This window comes from Aerococcaceae bacterium DSM 111021 (genome assembly GCA_020112395.1).
Classification (GTDB): Bacteria; Bacillota; Bacilli; order Lactobacillales; family Aerococcaceae; genus Ruoffia.
This window is the reverse complement of record JACCEK010000001.1, coordinates 1-19870: the sequence shown is the minus strand read 5'-3', so window position 1 is coordinate 19870 and position 19870 is coordinate 1. Positions and strand designations below refer to the sequence as shown.

Sequence of the window (19870 nt, the reverse complement as noted above, 5' to 3'; positions counted from 1 at the left end):
GTTTATTACTAGTTTCTTCTATGTGTTTTATTTCATTATCTTATTATAATAAGTCTCTATATTAAAGTCAAATTGATTAGTTAATTTGATTTTGGTCGTATGCTACTTCCATTGCTTTCACAGTATGACGATATATGAAGCTCATAGCTCCTGTCGTTAACTCAGCAATACAACTTTGTTTATCCATTAATGTAACAACCCAGCTTTCAGCATATTTAGGCATGTCGCGAGTTGCTCCAGCCATATGTTTCAAGATGATATCACATTCTAATTCTGATAATTCTGTCAGCTTTTTCGCATTTTCTAAAGCAATACGTGGATGTTCAAAGTTATGACCTTTCCCTCCGACTTCATGTTTCGTTTCGCAGTCGTAGAAAAATAAATCATGCAATAGACCAGCCCTTGCAATAGCTCTTGTATTCAATTTTAGACGTTTTGCCCAACGGTAACTACGGTATGATACTGATAATGAATGGGCTAAACGATTAGTAACATGGTGATGCTTGTATATTTCTAATTTTTGAACCATTTCGTTATTTATTAAATCTTCGATTAGAGCTAAATATTCCGGATCTTTTTGCCATTTTAAAGTCAAATATATTCCTCCAAATATTGTGATTAAATATATTATACATTATATATTCAAAAAAAGTATGAAGATAATGTTAAAATTTTATAAAATCTACGAAATACAACCGTAATAATTACAATTTAGCATAGTGAAACAGTAAAATGCCCGTTGCTACGCCAACATTTAAAGATTCTGCATGTCCACCCATTGGAATAAAGATTAATTGATCGCTCAATTTTTGGATAGTTTCGCTAACGCCTTGTCCTTCATTACCAACTATTATAGCGACTGGAGTATTTTGTTCAATATTTTTGTATGAAACAGCATCATTATTTAAAGCTGTTGCTAGAATTTGGACACCCATTGCTTTCAAATCTTCAATCGCTTTTTCTAAAGGCATCTCGAGAACAGGCAAATGCCAAATTGATCCTTGTGTAGAACGGATTACTTTCTCATTATATATATCTACTGAACCTTCGCCAATAATAATCGCATCATAACCAGCTGCATCTGCTGTACGAATCATAGTTCCCAAATTACCAGGATCTTGAACACGATCTACAAGTAAATACCTTGACCCTTTTATCATCTCAGTTTGTTTGTTATTGATTAGTACTTCTGCAAAAATACCTTGAGGGGTTTGAGTGGCTGATAATTCCTTTGCAACGTCCACATCAATAATATTGATTGGACTATTAATTGGTAGAGCTAATTCTTGGATATGATTCTTATAATAATCCTCAGTAATAATCCAATGCTTTACTGGTACATCCCATTTTAAAGTTTCTTGAGCCAGATGAGTTCCTTCTATCAAAAAACTCTTGCTTTTCTTTCTCCCCTTGGGTGTAAGCAGTTTCTTCCAAGCTTTAATATGTGCATTTTGCTTAGATCTAATGACTTCTCTATCCATCATATTAACGAGTTAACTCATAGATAGCTTCAGCATAAATCGCCGCTGCTTTAAAAAGGTCTTCTAATGAGATAAATTCATTCGCTTGATGCATTGTATCAATTGAGTTCGGGAATAAAGCACCATACGCAACTCCTCTAGGCATTAAGCGTGCGTAAGTACCACCGCCGATTGTTTGTTCAACACCTTTTTCACCCGTTTGTCTTTCGTATACATCTAATAAAGTTTTAACTAACGGATCGTCACCTGGTACATAGTGAGGTTCTTTCGAATCAGACATTGTAACTAAAACATCATATGCTAATAGATGTGTATTAATCTGCTCTTGTATCTTGTCTGGATTTGTTCCTTCTGGGAATCGGAAGTTAGCATCAATATTCGCACCTTTTGATTCGTCAAAATTAATAATTCCCACGTTCATAGAAACGTCGCCCATAACTTCATGCGTATAATTCACGCCTATTTTACTTCCATCAAACCCTTCGAATAATTCACGAGCTAATAAATTAATTGTATCTTGAGCTCCTTTTGAATCGAATTGGTAATTCTCTAAGAACTTAGCTAAATGCGTTCCTGCATTCACACCTTTTTCAGGTGTTGAACCATGTGCTGCTTTCCCTACTAGTTGTAAAGTTATTTGCCCTTCTTCAATACTACTTTCTCCACTCAATGCATCATATTTATTAACAAATTGATTGAAAGCTTTAAGTACTTCATCAGCATCATTTGTTTGAACAATCGCAGTAGCATCTTGTGGCACCATATTCGCACGCAATCCTGCAGTTAATTTAACCAAATGATTGTCAGCTTCAATGTTTTCACCTAATTTAATATCAAATAATGCAGAAACGTTTCCTTTTTCACCATTAATAATAGGGAAAGTAGCATCAGGTGAAAATCCTAAATCTGGCATTGGTGCATGTTGGAAGTAATAATCCATACATTGCCATCCACTCTCTTCATCTGTTCCGATAATTAAATGGATTTGCTTATTAAATTCCACGCCCAATTCACGTAATAATTTAATTGCAAAATATGCTGCAACTGTTGGTCCTTTATCATCACTTGAACCACGTGCATAAATACGGTCATTAATTATTTGAGGTTTGAATGGATCAGTTTCCCAACCCGTTCCTACTGGCACAACATCAACGTGTCCAAGTACGCCTAATAATTCGTCACCTGAACCGATTTTTATATGACCTGCCCAAGGTCCAAATTGTTCTGTCTCAAAGCCGTCTTCTTCGGCCATAGCTAAAAATTCTTCTAAAGCACGTTTTGGCCCTGGCCCTACTGGTGCTTCCTTTGTAGCTAAGTCATCTTCTCTGACAGATTCTACTTCTAGTAAACGGAATAAATCTTTAATTAAAACTTCCTGACGTGTTTCTACTTCTTGTAACCAATTTATATTTTTCATTAATTAAATCGCTCCTTCTCTCATAACATTAGTACTATTCTATCATTAATTGATGCTTGCAAAAAGGCTTATTACTTATTCATAAGTAACTTAGTAAATTCTCTTAAAGCAAAAAAATAAGGCTCATGATTTTAGTAAACTGCGTTTATAAAACGCAATCACTATCATCATTAACCTTATCTCTGTACTACTCTAAACCATATCTCTGTACTACTCTAAACCATAGGGAATTAGAAGTGTCATTTCTTCTTCTGTCAATTCTCTATACTCGCCTAAAGCTAATTCTGAATCTAGCTTTAATGGGCCCATCGATATACGATGTAATTGAATAACCTCTTTATCTACTGCCTCAAACATTCGTTTAACTTGATGAAATTTACCTTCAGTAATTTCAACATGTATCAACGTTTGAGCATACGCTTCATTCACTTCTAAAATTTCTAAGTTTGCTGATTGAGTGACAAAATCACCCAAATCAAGTCCCTTTTCAAATTTTTGAATATCTTCTTCTGTTACTAGACCTTCTATTAAAGCTTCATAGCGTTTTTTTACTTTCTTTTTTGGAGAAAGTAATTGGTGTGCTAATTGACCATTATTAGATAAGAGAAGTAATCCTGTTGTATCGATATCTAAACGGCCTACCGGAAATAATTGAGCATGACCAAAATCCAATTCAACCCAATCAATGACAGTTTCATACTCTCTATCTTCTGTTGCACTAATAATACCATCCGGTTTATTCAACATTACATAGTAAAACTCTTGGTATAAAACTGACTCATTCATATATCGAACATCATCTGTTTCAGGATTGACATTAAAGCCTACTTTTTTAATAACTTCATCATTAACGGTAATTGTTCCACTTACAATTAATTTTTTTACATCTTTTCGAGATCCATATCCCGCATGACTTAATAATTTATCCAAACGCATTACATTAACCTCATCTTATCTTGTACATCTTTGTATCGATTACCTATTAATACTGATAACATATTTGTAATTCCCAATACACTACCATAAGTTAATATAGCCATGATTATGACGATTACTATCTTTAAGAAAGTTAATCCGCGACCAACTGGACCAAACAGAATGTTTAGTGATTCATTCCACATTACTGCAGATATCGTCATTAAGATTGATCCAACTAAAATCTTAATCAAGCTACTTGTAAGTCGACGATAATTAAAGTTTAACTCACGGCTTAATTTAATCCACATTAATATAGTGGACACTAAGAATCCAATTGCTGTTGAAATTAATGCACCATGTGCTTCAAACAATGCAACAGATGGGAATTGAAGTAATGCTTTAATTATAATTCCTATCAATAAGAATCTAACCGCTAAACGACGGAAATTCATTGATTGTAATATTGTCGAGAACACTGTATATGCACCTAAAACTATACTTGAAATAGCTGCAGTTATTAAAAGACTCGGTCCTGTTGAAGATCCATTTGGATAGAACAAGAAGTAAATATTATTAGCAATAGCTGCCATTCCTAATGCTGCTGGAATCATAACGATACTGAATAATACTGTAATATGCTCAACTAATTCACTCGTACCTTTAATGTTACGTTGTGCAAACATTCTTGATATAACCGGTACTAATGACGACGCCAATGCTACTGCTAATGAAATGATAATCATTACAAGTTTATCCACATCTAAACTTAACACACCATATAACTCTTCAATCTCGGTAAGTAGAAGCGCGGAAGTAGATTCTAATATTTGTCCAAACGTATAAGTATCAATTAACTGAGCAATAATAATTCCAGATCCTAATAAAATGAATGGAATACTATCAACAACCATTATCTTGATGCTTTCTTTAAAGTCTAAATTAATATTGTTTTCAGATTTCTCAATTAAACGTTTTGCAACAGGCAATCGTCTTACATATTCAAACACTAGATAAAATAGTGCTCCTAAAGCACCTATGAAGGCTGCAAAAGTTGAATGTACGACTGCTTGTGTTACTTCTCCGCTATAAATCATCATAACTGCATAAGTCGCAGCTAATAAGTAACCTACTCGTGCAAACTGTTCAATAATTTGAGATATTGCGGTAGGTTTCATATCATTAAAACCTTGGAAATAACCACGTAATAAGCTCATTGCTGGCAGTATAAGTAATGCCGGCGCCAATGAACGAATAACTAATGTGGCTGCTTCAACGTTCGTTGTCGACGTATTTTCTGCTAATATCGGTGCCATTAAGAATAGTAATCCAGCTGATAAAACACCTGTGGCTAACATAATAATAATACTATTTTTAAATAGTTTATCTGCAGTTTTATACTCTTTCATAGAATGATAGTATGCCATTTGTTTTGCAATCGAACTTGGGAATCCAGCAGTTGCAATCGCAAGCATTAATGAATATGGTTTATAACCAGCACTATACAACACGTTAGCTTGGGTATACTCTGTCCCTAGCCATGTTGCCCATGGTATAACATAAAGTGCACCTATAACACGCGAGAGCACATTACCAATTGTTAACCAAGATGCCCCACTAGTAATTCCCGATTTCTCCTCGTCGGCAGAAGTCTCACTTTCTAACTTCTCTTCAACGATTCTATCTTCTTGTGAATAATATTCATTTAAGACTTGATCTGTCAGAATCGGATTTTCAATTGCTTGTGTATCATAACTAATTTTCTCGCTTAATTGATCCAATTCTTCATCAGTAAGATTTTTATCCTTGAATTGTTCATTGATATCAACTGATGATTCAACGTCTTCTTCAATTAAAGATTCAATATTCGCTTCAGACTCATCAGTTTCAATTTCTTCTGTTGTTTGTGGGATATCTTGATTACTCATCTCAAGACTAGATTCATCTATAGCAACAGGTTCATCACTTGTTGCTTGATAACTCGCTTTTATCCCGCTTTCTTCTGGATAAACATCTTGATTTTCATTCGATTCCAAAGTGTTTTCTGCGGATTCATCTTCATAAAGATCATCGTAATCTGGTGTTAACTCTTCTTCTGTAGCTAATTCTTCAGTATAAGCGTCTTGATTTAACCAATCCGTTTGGTTAACTGACTCTTCGAATTCTTGATTGTCAGAAGCATCTTTGTCAGATATTTCTTGATTATCTTCACGATCATTTGCATCACTTAATAGATTTTTAACTGAACCTAAAAGAGATTTATTTTTCCTTTCTGATTTATCTGTTTCAAGATTCACATTCATATAATCGACATCATTTTCAATCTCTTCTTCAATCATCGAATTTTTTTCTTTTTTACGCGTGAATAGATTTTTAAATATTGATTCTTTCTTTTCAGACTCATTTGATAAATCTTTTTCACTTTCTTGGAATTGATTATAATCAGTTATATCTTCAAGTTCTGTAAGGTCGTATCGTTCTTCAAATGTTGGTTTAAACACATCACCAAATATTTTTTTCTTTTGTTTTGGTATTTGTTTTTCTTCCCTTTGCTTTTGAAGCATTTCTTTTTCTTTGTTACGTTCTCGCAACGGTTTATATCTAAATTCATTGTCAGTAGTTACTTTAGATATTGTTTGAGCTCCAGATGGCAATGGCTCATCTAAATCTACTTCTTGTTCCCCTTGATTCAGATTCTCTAATTCTTCCTTTGTCATCTCAGTTTGAGCAAAGTAGTCAGCATCTACTGGCTGTCTATTGGGTCGCTGTAGAATTCGCTTTTCTTCTTCTGTAAACTCAATTGTCTGAAATTCATCTCTATTGTAAGGTTCTTGATTAGATAAATCACTTTGATTATCTTGATCATTGTGCTGTTTACTCAAAGCACTTCCTCCTTTTAACTAGTTTGCTACGATGTTAACTAAACGATTCGGAACAACAATAACTTTACGTATTGTTTTATTTTGAATAGCTTCTTTAACCGCATCATTACTTAATGTAAGTTCTTCAACAACTTCCTTATCTAGGTTAACATCAATATCAAGTCTTGTAATTAATTTACCATTAACTTGAATAACTATTTCTACTTGTTCATCGATGGTCAGTGCTTCAACGTATGTTGGCCATGCTTCTTCCGAAATACTTTCTTTATGTCCTAATTTATTCCAAATTTCTTCCATTAAGTGTGGTGCCAGTGGTGCTAGTAATTTCACAAAGCCTTCAACATATTGAAGCGGTAATATATCCACTTCTTTTGCTTCATTTAAGAAAATCATCATCTGAGAAATTGCCGTATTGAAGTGCAATTGTTCATAATCTTCAGTAACTTTCTTAACTGTTTGGTGATACACCTTTTCTAATTCTTTACTGTCAGATTCTTGAATGTTATCTCCTAGTTCAGATGTTTCTTCGTTCATAATCAAACGCCAAACACGATCAAGGAATCGACGGCTACCTTCTAGTCCATTTTCACTCCAAGCAATAGATGCATCTAAAGGTCCCATGAACATCTCGTAAACACGTAAAGTATCTGCACCGTATTCATTTACAACATCATCTGGATTTACAACATTCCCTTTAGATTTAGACATTTTTTCATTGTTTTCTCCAAGAATCATACCTTGATTGTATAGTTTTTGGAAAGGTTCTTTAGTAGGGACTACACCTAAATCATAAAGGAACTTGTGCCAGAATCTTGCATATAGCAAGTGTAGTACAGCATGCTCTGCCCCACCAATATATAAATCAACGTTACCCCACTTGTCTAATGCTTCCTTAGATACTAATTGTTCTTCGTTATGAGGATCCATAAAGCGTAAGAAATACCATGAACTACCTGCCCATTGTGGCATCGTATTTGTTTCTCGGCGACCTTTCATTCCAGTTTCTGGATCGGTCACATTAACCCACTCATCAATATTAGCTAATGGCGACTCTCCTGTTCCACTTGGTTGAATCTTATCAGTTACTGGTAATGTAACCGGTAATTGATCTTCTGGAACAGCAGTAGTAGTACCATCTTCCCAATGAATTACAGGAATAGGCTCTCCCCAATATCTTTGACGAGAGAATACCCAGTCACGTAATCGATAATTGATTTGACGTTCTCCGAAGTTATTCTCTTCAAGCCAGTTATTCATTGTTTTAATCGCATCTTCAACATTCAAATCATTTAAGAATTCGGAATTAATATGAGGACCTTCTCCATAATATGGCACTTCTTTTTCTGGTCCTTCAATAACAGGTACTATCGGTAATTCATACTTAGTTGCAAAGGCAAAGTCACGCTCATCATGTGCTGCGGATCCCATTACAGCACCTGTACCATAAGATGCGATGACATAATCTGCAATCCAAATTGGGATTTCTTGCTTCGTAGCTGGGTTAATAACGTAAGAACCAGTGAATACACCTGATTTATCTTTATTTAAAGATGTACGTTCTAACTCACTTTTCGTTGCTACTTCACTAATATAAGCATGTACTGCATCTGCTTGTTCTGGTGTAATTAGAGATTCAACAATATCCAATTCCGGTGCTAGTACGACATATGAAGTACCAAATAAAGTATCTGGTCTTGTCGTGTACGATTCGATTACTTTATCCGACCCAACAATCTGGAATTTTATCATCGCACCCTCAGACTTACCAACCCAGTGTCGTTGCATTTCTTTAACACTATCTGGCCAGTCTACATCATTTAAGTCATCAAGTAATCGTTCAGCATAGGCTGTAATTTTTAATACCCACTGCTTCATTGGACGTCTAAAAACGGGATGACCTCCACGTTCAGAAACACCATCGATAACTTCTTCGTTAGCTAACACTGTGCCAAGCGCTGGACACCAGTTCACCATTACATCATCTTGGTAAGCAAGTCCTTTTTCGAATAATTTAGTGAAAATCCACTGTGTCCATTTATAGTAATTCGGATCAGTAGTATTAATTTCACGGTCCCAATCATAACTGAAACCAAGCGATTTGATTTGGCGTTTGAATGTTTTAATATTGTGCTCAGTAAAATCAGCTGGGTTATTCCCAGTATCTAAAGCATATTGCTCAGCTGGTAGCCCAAATGCATCCCATCCCATCGGATGTAACACATCAAATCCTTGAGCACGCTTCATACGAGCAATGACATCTGTAGCTGTATATCCTTCTGGATGCCCAACGTGTAAACCTTGTCCTGATGGATACGGAAACATATCTAATGCATAGTACTTAGGATGGTCGACACCACGGTCTTTTGTTTTAAATGTTTGATGTTTGTCCCAATTGTCTTGCCATTTCTTTTCAATTATACGATGTTGATAACTCATTTTCTTCCTCCAATAAAATATAAATTCTTATTTATTATACAATATGTGCATAACAAAATGAACATACCGCTTTTATTACACTATGTACTATAAAATAAAAAGCCCTATATTATCTAGCTATTTACTAAATAATATAGGGCGAATTACCGCGGTACCACCTATGTTTATGACTTCAAGTCATCTTAAATACCTTAACGCGGTCAACACGTCTTACTCTATAATTTTTTTCAAGTAAGCACCTAACTAGACGAGTTCAATATAGCATTTGACTTATTTCCACCACCCATAAGCTCTCTAAAACAATTGCTATACCTACTATTTCTAATCAAAGTTTTGTTTAATTTCTTTATAAATTATATCAAATTAATTAATTTAGTTCAATCCAATTGTTTGTCCAACAAAGATTGTTGTTGAACCATTATTTTTTTCGATTAACTGATGTACATTTAAGCCATTACGACTAGCAATACTATATAAAGTATCTCCAGCTTTCACAGAATAAGATGAACTTGCAGCTGGCGTTTCTGCTATTACTTCCTCTATAACAGGAGTTTCCTCTTGTTCAACGACTGTAGTTGGTGCCGTTACTTCTTCTACTGGAACGTTTGTTTGTGTCTCAGTATTAGTTTCAACTGATGGCACTGGCGTATTTACAGTACTACCAGAGACTTTAAGTACTTGTCCTGGATGGATTAAATTACTTGTTAGACCGTTTATTGATTTCAATTGACTTAATGACATACCGTGGTTAGCAGCAATACGGTACAAACCGTCTCCAGCTTTAACTGAATAAGATCCATTTGAAACTTCATTATTCGCTGAGTTATCAGTTGATTCATTATTTGCTGAACCTGTATTTGAAGATTCAGTGTTACTATTAGAAGCTCCACTAACTTTTAATACTTGTCCTGGATGAATTAAATTACTTGTTAAGCCGTTTAAAGATTTAAGTTGGTTCAAGCTCATTCCATGTTTAGTCGCGATAGCATATAAGCCATCTCCACGTTTAATTGTATATGACCCACTAACACCAGTATTCGAATCAGTGTTGTTAGATGTATTACCTGTATTTGCCGGTGGTGTACTTGGTAATTCTACAATTGTAGAACTTCCTGGTAATTTAATTACTTGACCTGGACGAATTAAATTACTTGACGTTCCATTAACTGCTTTAAGCGCATCGACTGTTGTACCAAAACGACGAGCAATGCCCCAAAAACCGTCACCAGCTTTAACTGTGTATGTTCCCGCTACCGAACCGGCATCAGTTGATTCACTATCTGCTGTAGGTGTTGATGGTGCAGCAACTACAGGCGTACTATTTCCTGTAACATCATATTGTGTTAAGTCATTTTCAGATATTATACGGTTTAACTTGTCAGCATAACGCGTATCTGTTGCGTAACGCCCTGTTAAATGAGCCGTCGCATCTTTGTATGAATTAGTATTACTATAACGTGCGCCAGCATAAAAGCTGTGACGCCAATTATTTACATCGTTACCACCTGTTAGTAGTGACGCATAATCTGTCAGTGACTGACCGTAATTGTCATAACGTCGAAACGCATCTTCAATCTGGTAGTAATCGCCAGACCCATTATCTTCTAATGTATTCTTAACAACAGAATTACCATTATACTCACCTTTAATACCAAATAAATTATAATTAGGTGCTTGTGATAAGGTACTATTACCCCAGCCTGACTCTAATGCAGCTTGGGCAATCATTACTGATGCATACAAGTCATTTTCAGCAGCAATTTGTTTTGCATAATCCGTAATTAATCCTAAAAATTCAGATTGACTCACTCGATTACTCGTTTGTGCTTGTACGACAACAGCGTCATTGGCTGACACGTGACTTAAGACAGCACCTGCAGCCATTAGCACTAATCCAGCATTAATATGTTTTATTGCCTTTTTAGTTTTGTTTTGTTGATTTAATCTCGCCTTGGCTCTCATAATTTCATGTCTACTTTTCACTAAATTACCCTCCACTATCAAACATTATTAATTTCTTTGATTATTATAACCAATATAATTCATAAAAAGTTCACAATTCAGTTCTTTTATTTTAGTCTTAATATATGTAACATGAATGTAACAGAGGAGGTTTGACAAATGTACAACGCTTTACAGTATAGTCACCAATTATTAAAATCACTTGTTCAAAAAAATCCAAAAGGTTTATTCATCGATGCAACCCTTGGTAATGGCCATGATAGTGCCTTTATTCTTTCCTTAAAAGACTTCACCGGCACTCTTATTGGTTTTGATATACAAGAAATAGCCATTCAGAATTCCATTTCACGAATTAATTCACTTAATAACCCAACCAAAGCAACTTATAAACTACTTTTAGAATCTCATGAACATGTTGCTAAATATATCAATGAAGAACCTATTCAAGGTGCTATTTTTAATCTAGGTTATCTACCAGGAGGCGATCATACTCTAACAACAGTATTCTCTAGCACATATAAATCTATGCAAGACATACTATTAAACTTAGCTCTTCATGGACAAATTATTCTTGTCATATATTCTGGTCATGAAAGTGGGATGGTTGAAAAAAACAACTTAACCGAAGTCTTAAAAAATCTTCCTCAGGAAAAATATCAAGTTCTCTCCTATCAATTTATAAATCAAATAAATAATCCACCAATGTTATTGGTAATTGAAAGAATAAAATAAATTATTCTTTCTTTTTTTATTCTTTTTTTAAAATTTAAAACTAACCATTGTTTATTTACCTTTCAAAAATAAAAGTTTATTTTATTACCTGGACTATTTTTTTATACCTTTTGGGTTTTTAGCACTAAAATTATGTGTTAAAATAACAATAAACTTATCACTGAATATTTATGAGATAAGTAAAACTTTATATAAATTTGTAAAGGGGTTAAATTATGCATACGAAAAAAATTTATGACTGGTTATTTCCAGGTATTTCTTTAATTATGTTCGCATCATTATTAGGCGCAATATTGATTGATAGTAATTCCATGGGAGTGCCTCAGTTAGTATCTTATTCTTCTGGTTTGCTTGCTTACACTATGATGTTAACTGTTACATTTATGGGGTCACGTCCAAGGTTTATTGAAAAATACTTTGGAATGCCTGAAATGTACGAAATACATGCTCTAATGGGTGTTGTTCTGTCCATTATGGGAGTAATTCATATTGCTATACAATGGAATGGATTCCAATGGATTACTGATATGTCTATAGTATCGCAAACAGGTTTCTTAGCAGTCTTTTCATTAATTATTGTCATGTTTACAGGTATCTTTTCACTATCAGGTATCTTTATCGATAGAAATCCGACTTTAAGACGTTGGAAAGAATCAGTTTTTAACCGCGAAATTAGTTTGTGGTTACACAGATTCTCAATTGTTGCAATTATTGCTATTTATTTTCACCTGTTCTTATTACCGTTCTTAAATGAAAATACTCTATTTATGACATTATTAACTAGTTATACAGTTCTAATTCTAAGTTATTATTCATTCTGGAAAATCAAAATATTCATGTCTCCTAAGTTTGTCTTAAAAAATATTAAGCAAGGTACACCCTCTCTTTGGGTTCTTGAATTTGAACCAAAAAAAGGTTCAATTAAATCCTATGTGCCTGGAGACTATTTCTTTATTCGATTCCAGAATTCAGATATAACGACCGAAGGTCATCCATTCTCTGCATCAAGTGCAATCACATCTAATTATCCAAATTCAATTGAATTCATGATTAAAGAAGCTGGTGATTGGACTGGTTCATTAAAAAATGTAAATATCGGTGATATTGCAACTTTAGAGGGACCATACGGTAATTTCTTCCCCGATAAAGTAAAGGAATCTGATGCACCATTTATTTTACTAGCTGGAGGAATTGGTTTAACACCAAACTTAAGTATCTTACGACACCAACATGAGAATAATTCACAACGTAAAATTCAGCTTGTATGGGGCCTTGCACTGGAAGAAGATATGTTCATGTTAGATGAATTGGAAGCTATTAAATCTGCTAATCCTAACTTCTCATATCATATTATTTTCTCCAATGAAGAAGTTGAAGGATATCCACATGGATTTATCTCACATGAATATTTAGAAGAAATTGGAGTGAGTCCACTCTATCAGTCAGCAAAATTCTTTGTCTGTGGCCCCCCTGCAATGCTTAATGCATCTAAAAACTTATTAGATAATCATAATGTTCCTGATGATAATATTTATTTGGACGAATTTGGTTTCTAATCACACAATTTAGAAAGGAAGAAGTATATGATCAATAAATTATCCTTTATTTTACAACTAATATTTGTTTCAATTGTTGTCTGGCTTCTAACGACATTACTATTCACCAACGAAATTGTATTTAACAATTCAGAAAGTGAGACTACTCAAGTAGACTCACTTTCTGATGGTGTATTTTATGGCTTTGCACAGGGCCATAATGATGTATTAGAAGTTGAAGTGACAGTTGAAAACGAAGAAATTACTCAAGTTATCGTATCAGATCACGCAGAGTCAGATGGTATTTCTGATCCTGCTATTGAACAGATTCCAACTCAAATCGTTGAAAGCAATTCAACAGCTGTTGATATTATTTCTGGAGCTACATTTACCTCTGAAGCAATTATTAACGCTGTTAATAATGCTTTGTCAGAAGATTCCCCTGATCCTTCTGACGGAGATACAACTAATGGAATATATACGGGGTCAGCTGAAGGACATAATGATACTTTAACGGTTGAAGTGACTATGGAGAATGGAGTAATTTCTAACGTAGAAGTTACAGACCATAGTGAAACAGATGGTCTGTCGGATCCAGCAATTGAACAAATACCAGAACAAATTGTTGAAACAAATTCAGTAGATGTTGAAATTGTTTCTGGCGCTTCTTTTACTTCTGAAGCAATCATAGAAGCAGTAAAAGATGCCATAGCACAAAATTAATCAACAAAAAAGCACCTAAGAAATTCAAATCGAACTTTCCTAGGTGCTTTTTTTTATTATTTAGTTTAATTGTGATTTAATCAATTCAACTTTATCCAACTGTTCCCATGGTAAATCTAAATCTGTACGACCAAAATGTCCATATGCAGCTGTTCCAGCATAAATTGGGCGTCTTAGATCTAACATAGAAATAATACCAGATGGTGTTAATTCAAACGTATTACGAATTATCTTTATGATTTTATCATCAGAATAAGTACTTGTTCCAAAGGTATTAAGTGAGATAGATGTCGGTTCACTCACTCCAATTGCGTAAGCTAGTTGAATTTCAACTTTACTTGCTACACCTGCTGCGACTAAGTTCTTAGCAACATATCGTGCCGCATAGCTTGCAGAACGGTCAACTTTTGTTGCATCTTTTCCAGAAAATGCTCCACCACCGTGATGAGCAGACCCTCCATAAGTATCCACAATTATTTTACGTCCAGTTAATCCTGAATCACCAACTGGTCCACCAATAACGAATTTCCCTGTAGGGTTGATAAAATAAGTCGTTTCATCATCCAACCACTCTATATTAACGACTGGTTTAATAACATGTTCGATGACATCCTCTCTTACTTGCTCAAGCTCCACATCATTACTGTGTTGTGTACTTATCACGAGATTGTCTATACGTTTAATTGATCCATCGTCATTAAATTCAACAGTAACTTGAGTCTTTCCATCTGGACCTAAATATTCTAAAGTCTCATCTTTTCTAACTTTAGCCAATTGTTGAGCTAATTTATGGCTCAATGATATTGGTAATGGCATGTACTCATCAGTTTCATTTGTTGCAAAGCCAAACATAATACCTTGGTCTCCAGCTCCAATTAAACTACTTTCATCTTCATTACGTGTTTCTAATGCATCGTCAACCCCCATAGCAATATCAGGTGATTGTTCATCAAGCGATACTAAAACCGCAACGTTGTCAGCATCAAATCCATATTTAAAATTAACATAGCCAATTTCAGCTATTTTTTTACGAACAATTTGTTGAATATCAACATAAGCTGTCGTTGTAATTTCTCCAAATACAAGAACTAATCCTGTATTAACGGCAGTTTCACACGCAACCCTCGCTGTAGGATCTTGAGCTAAAATAGCATCTAAAATAGCATCACTAATTTGATCGGCAATCTTATCTGGATGGCCTTCAGTAACTGACTCTGAGGTAAATAATTTTCTTTCTTTCATAATGTCTCCCCCGTTTTAATATTTGGTTACAAGGCATATTCACTTTTTAATAAAGTGAACCCTATCGGGACTTTTGTATTGTAACGAATGCAATTATACATTAATATATATAAGAATGATAGTTTTACTATCGAATTTTTATAGATGAAAGGTATTGTCAATGAAGTTTATAACACGATTTTTAAAAAATCCATTCGTTAAAATATTTTTTTCGCCACTAGCATCCATTCTTTTTGGTTTAATAATTGGTGCTAGTCAAGCCGAATCAACACGGTGGATACCAATGTTGCTACTATACATAATAGTAGTTTTTGCTCAGTTAGTTGATCATTTCTTATATTTGCAAGTAGATAAAGAAACACCTGAAGTTGCTCCCAATATTTTACTGTATGTTTTTGATGGTATTTTATTAATTAGTGCTATTATTTTCATGTTAAGTTCACATTGGATTATAAATGCATTACTTATATTTTATATTATATTCATCCACGTACAATATATGCCATTCAAAATGACGGGGACGATTTATCATTTTATACTATCTGTATTCTTTAATGGTTTTATTTTGAATGTGATTGCTTTTAATTCACAAACTTTTGCAGTAACACAACCATTTTTAATTAATACAATTCCTATTGTATTAATATTTATAGGATTAACTTTAGAAGTGTTTAATTTGAAAAATTTGATTATAAATTATCAACCTATTACAGTCTTTAAACGATTTCCACAATCTAGTTTAGTATTTGGCGCGATAGCTTTAATGAGTGGGTTCTATTTTTCACTTCCATCTTCTACTTTTTTTATTGTTCAAATCTTATTTGTTGTTTTAAGTGCAGTGACGATGTTGCCTTTGCTAGTCAATACACAACAAGAAAAACAAGCACAAAATAAAATGAATTACATGCATGCAGTGACGGTTATTTTTACATTATTATATAGTTTAAGTCATTTATACTAATATAATAAAAAGAACGAATAAAATGCTTAGGAAGTTATCCTTTTAACATTTTATTCGTTCTTTTTATTTAAAATCTAAATTTGATTAGAATTATCAGTTTCTTCACGACTTTTTACAGTCTCATCAATTGTTTGGTTAACACGGGCTTCAATTTCTTCAGCTTCTTGATAAGCTTTAGTAGACTTTTCGCGTGCTTCCTCACGTTGTTGTTCACCCTCAGCGACAGCATTCTGACGTAATTCTTCCGCTTTACGCGCTGCCTCTTCTTTTAACTGTTTTCCTTCATCAATTGCTTCTTTTAAGTTTTCATCCGCTGATGTATGAACACTTTCACGTGTTTCACTAACTTGACGTTTTACATCATCTACAGCTGAATCTGCTCGTTCTTTGTAATTATCTCGAATCTCATCAACATGTCCACGCCCAGACGCAACTGCTTGTTTCACTTCACCTTCGACTTGTTGTGCAATACCTTTGGCTTGAGTTTCAGCATCATTTGTCGCCTTGCCAAAAACTTCTTTGACTTTACCAACTACTTCATCTTTTTGTCCTTCTAAGTTTTTCCATGTATCAGACATATCGATACCTCCATCTATATATTTATATTTTAAATATAGCAAAATATACTTTCAATGGCAATTAAACCGCTTCCACTTTTTAGCTATTTTGCTTTTATAAAATTATATAAGTTAACCTCACTATCAATATAACAACAAGTTACAGAAAATAAAGCATAATATTTAAATCAATATTTCATTATATTAAATCATATTTTAAATATTAAAATACATCCCTATAACATTAGAGGTATCATTAAATCAATATTAAAAACTATGAATATAGAAAATTGACTTAAATTAATTGATGTTTTTTTAAAATAATTAGTAACAGGAAAATAACATAAAAAAGATTACCATTAATAAGATGTTAGAACAACATCGGTTTCCAATATACACTTCTATGTTAAGCTTATTTTCTTTTATATTTAATTTAAGTATCTACTTTCTAAAATAGAATTTTTACCTAAAACTAAACTTTATAACACATTCACCTATATCTTCTAAGTATTTCCTATATGTGTAAGTATAACGACCCATTGCTCATGAATTTGATCTATTTCAACTCCTAATTCTTTTCCAATATAGTTTACCTAACTACCTTGCTATTGAAAAATGATCCATTTTACTGGTGGTTTATTCATTATTTAACTGATTCATACATTCGCTGGTTTGCTTAATCCAGTAGTTAGCACCTCGCATATCAACTAAAGTCCCAGCTAAGGTCGAATCTTTAACTCTCTCTTGCCAACGATTAAAGGTAAGGTTTATGCTCATAAAAAAGAACTCTGTCATTGAAGTTAGATAGTAATTAAAAGAGTAATTCAGCTCCGCCTTCGTCAAAAGTAGGAATTCACTGGCTTTTTGTGTACATACAAAAAAAGGTGTCAGTGAGATTTCTCTCACCAACACCAAAAATTCAAGAACCATTAAATAGTATTATAAAAAAGATAGTACAAAAAAAGAGAGTGAATATCACTCTCTTTTTACTATTAAGCGGGTGACGAGAATCGAACTCGCGACAACAGCTTGGAAGGCTGTAGTTTTACCACTAAACTACACCCGCAAAATAAACGGTCCGGACGGGATTTGAACCCGCGATCTCCTGCGTGACAGGCAGGCATGTTAACCCCTACACCACCGGACCTAGATAATACATTAATTTTATAATCAAAAGGAGGATAAGGGATTCGAACCCTTGCGCGCTTTTACACGCCTGACGGTTTTCAAGACCGTTCCCTTCAGCCGGACTTGGGTAATCCTCCGTGATGAAATTAAAATTAATGATCCGTACGGGATTCGAACCCGTGATACCGCCGTGAAAGGGCGGTGTCTTAACCACTTGACCAACGGACCAAAATATTATAGTAATAAGTCAAATATAAAACTTACGGAGAAGGAGGGATTTGAACCCTCGCGCCGCGATAAAGCGACCTACACCCTTAGCAGGGGCGCCTCTTCAGCCTCTTGAGTACTTCCCCAAAATCCAAAATGTTTATATATTAAGTATTACTAATGGGCCTGAGTGGACTCGAACCACCGACCTCACCCTTATCAGGGGTGCGCTCTAACCAGCTGAGCTACAGGCCCATATTAAATTAAAAGCGGGTGACGAGAATCGAACTCGCGACAACAGCTTGGAAGGCTGTAGTTTTACCACTAAACTACACCCGCATGAATAAGTAGTAAAGTCTTTTTTATAATTTAATATATTGCGGGGGTAGGACTCGAACCTACGACCTTCGGGTTATGAGCCCGACGAGATGCCAACTTCTCCACCCCGCGATAATTTTATAAAAGGAGGATAAGGGATTCGAACCCTTGCGCGCTTTTACACGCCTGACGGTTTTCAAGACCGTTCCCTTCAGCCGGACTTGGGTAATCCTCCAAAAAAAATATTAATATTACGGTCTATAATGGACCTTGTAGGACTCGAACCTACGACCGGACGGTTATGAGCCGTCTGCTCTAACCAACTGAGCTAAAGGTCCTATATAGCGGCGAAGGGGATCGAACCCATGACCTCCCGGGTATGAACCGGACGCTCTAGCCAGCTGAGCTACACCGCCAATATTATATTAATGGAGAATAGCGGGATCGAACCGCTGACCTCCTGCGTGCAAGGCAGGCGCTCTCCCAGCTGAGCTAATTCCCCATAATATCAATCGGGAAGACAGGATTCGAACCTGCGACCCCTTGGTCCCAAACCAAGTGCTCTACCAAGCTGAGCTACTTCCCGAAATATAACGCACCCTGTAGGAGTCGAACCTACAACCGCCTGATTCGTAGTCAGGTACTCTATCCAATTGAGCCAAGGGTGCAATGCACGTATTTAATTAATTAACACAAATGTGTTATGCCGAGGGCCGGAATCGAACCGGCACGGTAGTCACCCACCGCAGGATTTTAAGTCCTGTGCGTCTGCCAGTTCCGCCACCCCGGCGTTAGCCGAATTTACTTCTATTGGCAAAGCGGAAAACGGGGTTCGAACCCGCGACCCCCACCTTGGCAAGGTGGTGCTCTACCACTGAGCTATTTCCGCGTTGATGCCGGCTAAAGGAGTTGAACCCTCGACCCTCTGATTACAAATCAGATGCTCTACCAACTGAGCTAAGCCGGCTTATTAAATTAATATGCGGGTGAAGGGACTTGAACCCCCACGCCCGAAGGCGCTAGATCCTAAATCTAGTGCGTCTGCCAATTCCGCCACACCCGCATTGTCTCTATATATATCTTAGAGATATGAGTCGTACAGGGATCGAACCTGTGACCCTCTGATTAAAAGTCAGATGCTCTACCTACTGAGCTAACGACTCGAGACATGGAGGATGACGGGTTCGAACCGCCGACCCCCTGCTTGTAAGGCAGGTGCTCTCCCAGCTGAGCTAATCCTCCGAGTTTAAACAATGCATGGCAACGACCTACTCTCACAGGACCAAAAGTCCAACTACCATCGGCGCTAAGAAGCTTAACTGCTGTGTTCGGCATGGGAACAGGTGTATCCTTCTTGCTACCATCACCACACAT

14 protein-coding genes, 20 tRNA genes, 1 rRNA gene, 1 riboswitch and 1 other annotated feature are annotated in these 19870 nt (G+C 35.4%); of the genes, 4 read left to right on the top strand and 31 right to left on the bottom strand.

Annotation, left to right across the window (positions count from 1 at the left end):
• Positions 1-76: 76 nt before the first annotated feature.
• From HYQ40_00175 to HYQ40_00145, 7 genes are all read right to left on the bottom strand, one after another.
• A complete protein-coding gene (locus HYQ40_00175; protein ID MBZ6526170.1) occupies positions 77-529 on the bottom strand; it encodes an HD domain-containing protein in 453 nt (150 codons plus the stop codon).
• A 175-nt stretch (positions 530-704) separates the two neighbouring features.
• Positions 705-1484 (bottom strand): RNA methyltransferase, encoded by a 780-nt coding sequence (locus HYQ40_00170; protein ID MBZ6526169.1) that lies wholly within the window; start codon positions 1482-1484, stop codon positions 705-707.
• 1 nt (position 1485) lies between these two features.
• Positions 1486-2898, bottom strand: a complete 1413-nt coding sequence (gene pepV / locus HYQ40_00165; GenBank protein MBZ6526168.1) for a dipeptidase PepV — start codon at positions 2896-2898, stop codon at positions 1486-1488.
• A 210-nt stretch (positions 2899-3108) separates the two neighbouring features.
• Positions 3109-3834, bottom strand: coding sequence for an rRNA pseudouridine synthase (locus tag HYQ40_00160; GenBank protein MBZ6526167.1), 726 nt, complete (start codon positions 3832-3834; stop codon positions 3109-3111).
• Complete coding sequence (locus tag HYQ40_00155) at positions 3834-6695, bottom strand: oligosaccharide flippase family protein (GenBank protein MBZ6526166.1); 2862 nt, start codon at positions 6693-6695, stop codon at positions 3834-3836. The genes HYQ40_00160 and HYQ40_00155 overlap by 1 nt, the downstream gene beginning before the upstream one ends.
• Before the next feature lie 18 nt (positions 6696-6713).
• Positions 6714-9131 carry a leucine--tRNA ligase gene (locus tag HYQ40_00150; protein ID MBZ6526165.1) on the bottom strand — a complete coding sequence of 806 codons (2418 nt, stop codon included), beginning with the start codon at positions 9129-9131 and terminating at the stop codon, positions 6714-6716.
• Between the two features lie 131 nt (positions 9132-9262).
• Positions 9263-9469 (bottom strand) — a binding site (T-box leader).
• Between the two features lie 34 nt (positions 9470-9503).
• Positions 9504-11114, bottom strand: a complete 1611-nt coding sequence (locus HYQ40_00145; protein ID MBZ6526164.1) for a LysM peptidoglycan-binding domain-containing protein — start codon at positions 11112-11114, stop codon at positions 9504-9506.
• Between the two features lie 138 nt (positions 11115-11252).
• Here HYQ40_00145 and HYQ40_00140 point away from each other — a divergent pair, with 138 nt between their 5' ends.
• The 3 genes from HYQ40_00140 (at position 11253) to HYQ40_00130 (ending at position 14083) form a co-directional block, all read left to right on the top strand.
• On the top strand, positions 11253-11825 hold the full coding sequence (locus HYQ40_00140; GenBank protein ID MBZ6526163.1) for a class I SAM-dependent methyltransferase: 573 nt from the start codon (positions 11253-11255) through the stop codon (positions 11823-11825).
• A 215-nt stretch (positions 11826-12040) separates the two neighbouring features.
• Positions 12041-13381: a hypothetical protein gene (locus HYQ40_00135; protein ID MBZ6526162.1), complete on the top strand. Its 1341-nt coding sequence runs from the start codon at positions 12041-12043 to the stop codon at positions 13379-13381.
• 27 nt (positions 13382-13408) lie between these two features.
• Positions 13409-14083, top strand: coding sequence for an FMN-binding protein (locus HYQ40_00130; protein ID MBZ6526161.1), 675 nt, complete (start codon positions 13409-13411; stop codon positions 14081-14083).
• A gap of 60 nt (positions 14084-14143) precedes the next feature.
• On the opposite strand, the gene HYQ40_00125 is transcribed toward HYQ40_00130, so the two are convergent.
• Positions 14144-15328, bottom strand: coding sequence for a methionine adenosyltransferase (locus HYQ40_00125; GenBank protein MBZ6526160.1), 1185 nt, complete (start codon positions 15326-15328; stop codon positions 14144-14146).
• A riboswitch (SAM riboswitch) is annotated at positions 15323-15414 on the bottom strand. It overlaps the preceding gene by 6 nt.
• A gap of 71 nt (positions 15415-15485) precedes the next feature.
• Between HYQ40_00125 and HYQ40_00120 the strand changes: the two genes are divergently transcribed.
• Entirely contained in the window at positions 15486-16286 is an 801-nt protein-coding gene (locus HYQ40_00120; protein MBZ6526159.1) for a hypothetical protein, read from the top strand.
• Positions 16287-16360: 74 nt separating this feature from the next.
• Here the strand turns inward: HYQ40_00120 and HYQ40_00115 are convergent, their stop codons facing one another.
• The 23 genes from HYQ40_00115 to rrf form a co-directional block, all read right to left on the bottom strand.
• Positions 16361-16864, bottom strand: coding sequence for a CsbD family protein (locus tag HYQ40_00115; protein ID MBZ6526158.1), 504 nt, complete (start codon positions 16862-16864; stop codon positions 16361-16363).
• Positions 16865-17479: 615 nt separating this feature from the next.
• Positions 17480-17620 (bottom strand): hypothetical protein, encoded by a 141-nt coding sequence (locus HYQ40_00110; GenBank protein MBZ6526157.1) that lies wholly within the window; start codon positions 17618-17620, stop codon positions 17480-17482.
• 218 nt (positions 17621-17838) lie between these two features.
• Positions 17839-17909: transfer RNA gene (locus HYQ40_00105), tRNA-Gly, on the bottom strand.
• Positions 17910-17917: 8 nt separating this feature from the next.
• Positions 17918-17990 (bottom strand) — tRNA-Asp (locus HYQ40_00100).
• 28 nt (positions 17991-18018) lie between these two features.
• Positions 18019-18108, bottom strand: a tRNA-Ser gene (locus HYQ40_00095).
• Positions 18109-18127: 19 nt separating this feature from the next.
• A tRNA-Glu gene (locus HYQ40_00090) sits at positions 18128-18199 on the bottom strand.
• Between the two features lie 35 nt (positions 18200-18234).
• Positions 18235-18324, bottom strand: a tRNA-Ser gene (locus HYQ40_00085).
• 35 nt (positions 18325-18359) lie between these two features.
• Positions 18360-18433, bottom strand: a tRNA-Ile gene (locus HYQ40_00080).
• A 13-nt stretch (positions 18434-18446) separates the two neighbouring features.
• A tRNA-Gly gene (locus tag HYQ40_00075) sits at positions 18447-18517 on the bottom strand.
• A gap of 38 nt (positions 18518-18555) precedes the next feature.
• Positions 18556-18628, bottom strand: a tRNA-Met gene (locus HYQ40_00070).
• A 13-nt stretch (positions 18629-18641) separates the two neighbouring features.
• Positions 18642-18731, bottom strand: a tRNA-Ser gene (locus HYQ40_00065).
• A 29-nt stretch (positions 18732-18760) separates the two neighbouring features.
• Positions 18761-18834: transfer RNA gene (locus tag HYQ40_00060), tRNA-Ile, on the bottom strand.
• A 4-nt stretch (positions 18835-18838) separates the two neighbouring features.
• A tRNA-Met gene (locus HYQ40_00055) sits at positions 18839-18912 on the bottom strand.
• Positions 18913-18925: 13 nt separating this feature from the next.
• A tRNA-Ala gene (locus tag HYQ40_00050) sits at positions 18926-18998 on the bottom strand.
• 10 nt (positions 18999-19008) lie between these two features.
• Positions 19009-19082 (bottom strand) — tRNA-Pro (locus HYQ40_00045).
• An 8-nt stretch (positions 19083-19090) separates the two neighbouring features.
• Positions 19091-19164, bottom strand: a tRNA-Arg gene (locus tag HYQ40_00040).
• Positions 19165-19200: 36 nt separating this feature from the next.
• Positions 19201-19286: transfer RNA gene (locus tag HYQ40_00035), tRNA-Leu, on the bottom strand.
• A gap of 27 nt (positions 19287-19313) precedes the next feature.
• A tRNA-Gly gene (locus tag HYQ40_00030) sits at positions 19314-19385 on the bottom strand.
• 5 nt (positions 19386-19390) lie between these two features.
• Positions 19391-19463, bottom strand: a tRNA-Thr gene (locus tag HYQ40_00025).
• Between the two features lie 14 nt (positions 19464-19477).
• A tRNA-Leu gene (locus HYQ40_00020) sits at positions 19478-19559 on the bottom strand.
• 27 nt (positions 19560-19586) lie between these two features.
• A tRNA-Lys gene (locus tag HYQ40_00015) sits at positions 19587-19659 on the bottom strand.
• A 6-nt stretch (positions 19660-19665) separates the two neighbouring features.
• Positions 19666-19738: transfer RNA gene (locus HYQ40_00010), tRNA-Val, on the bottom strand.
• A gap of 13 nt (positions 19739-19751) precedes the next feature.
• Positions 19752-19867: ribosomal RNA gene (gene rrf, locus HYQ40_00005) — 5S ribosomal RNA — on the bottom strand.
• Positions 19868-19870 lie beyond the last annotated feature (3 nt).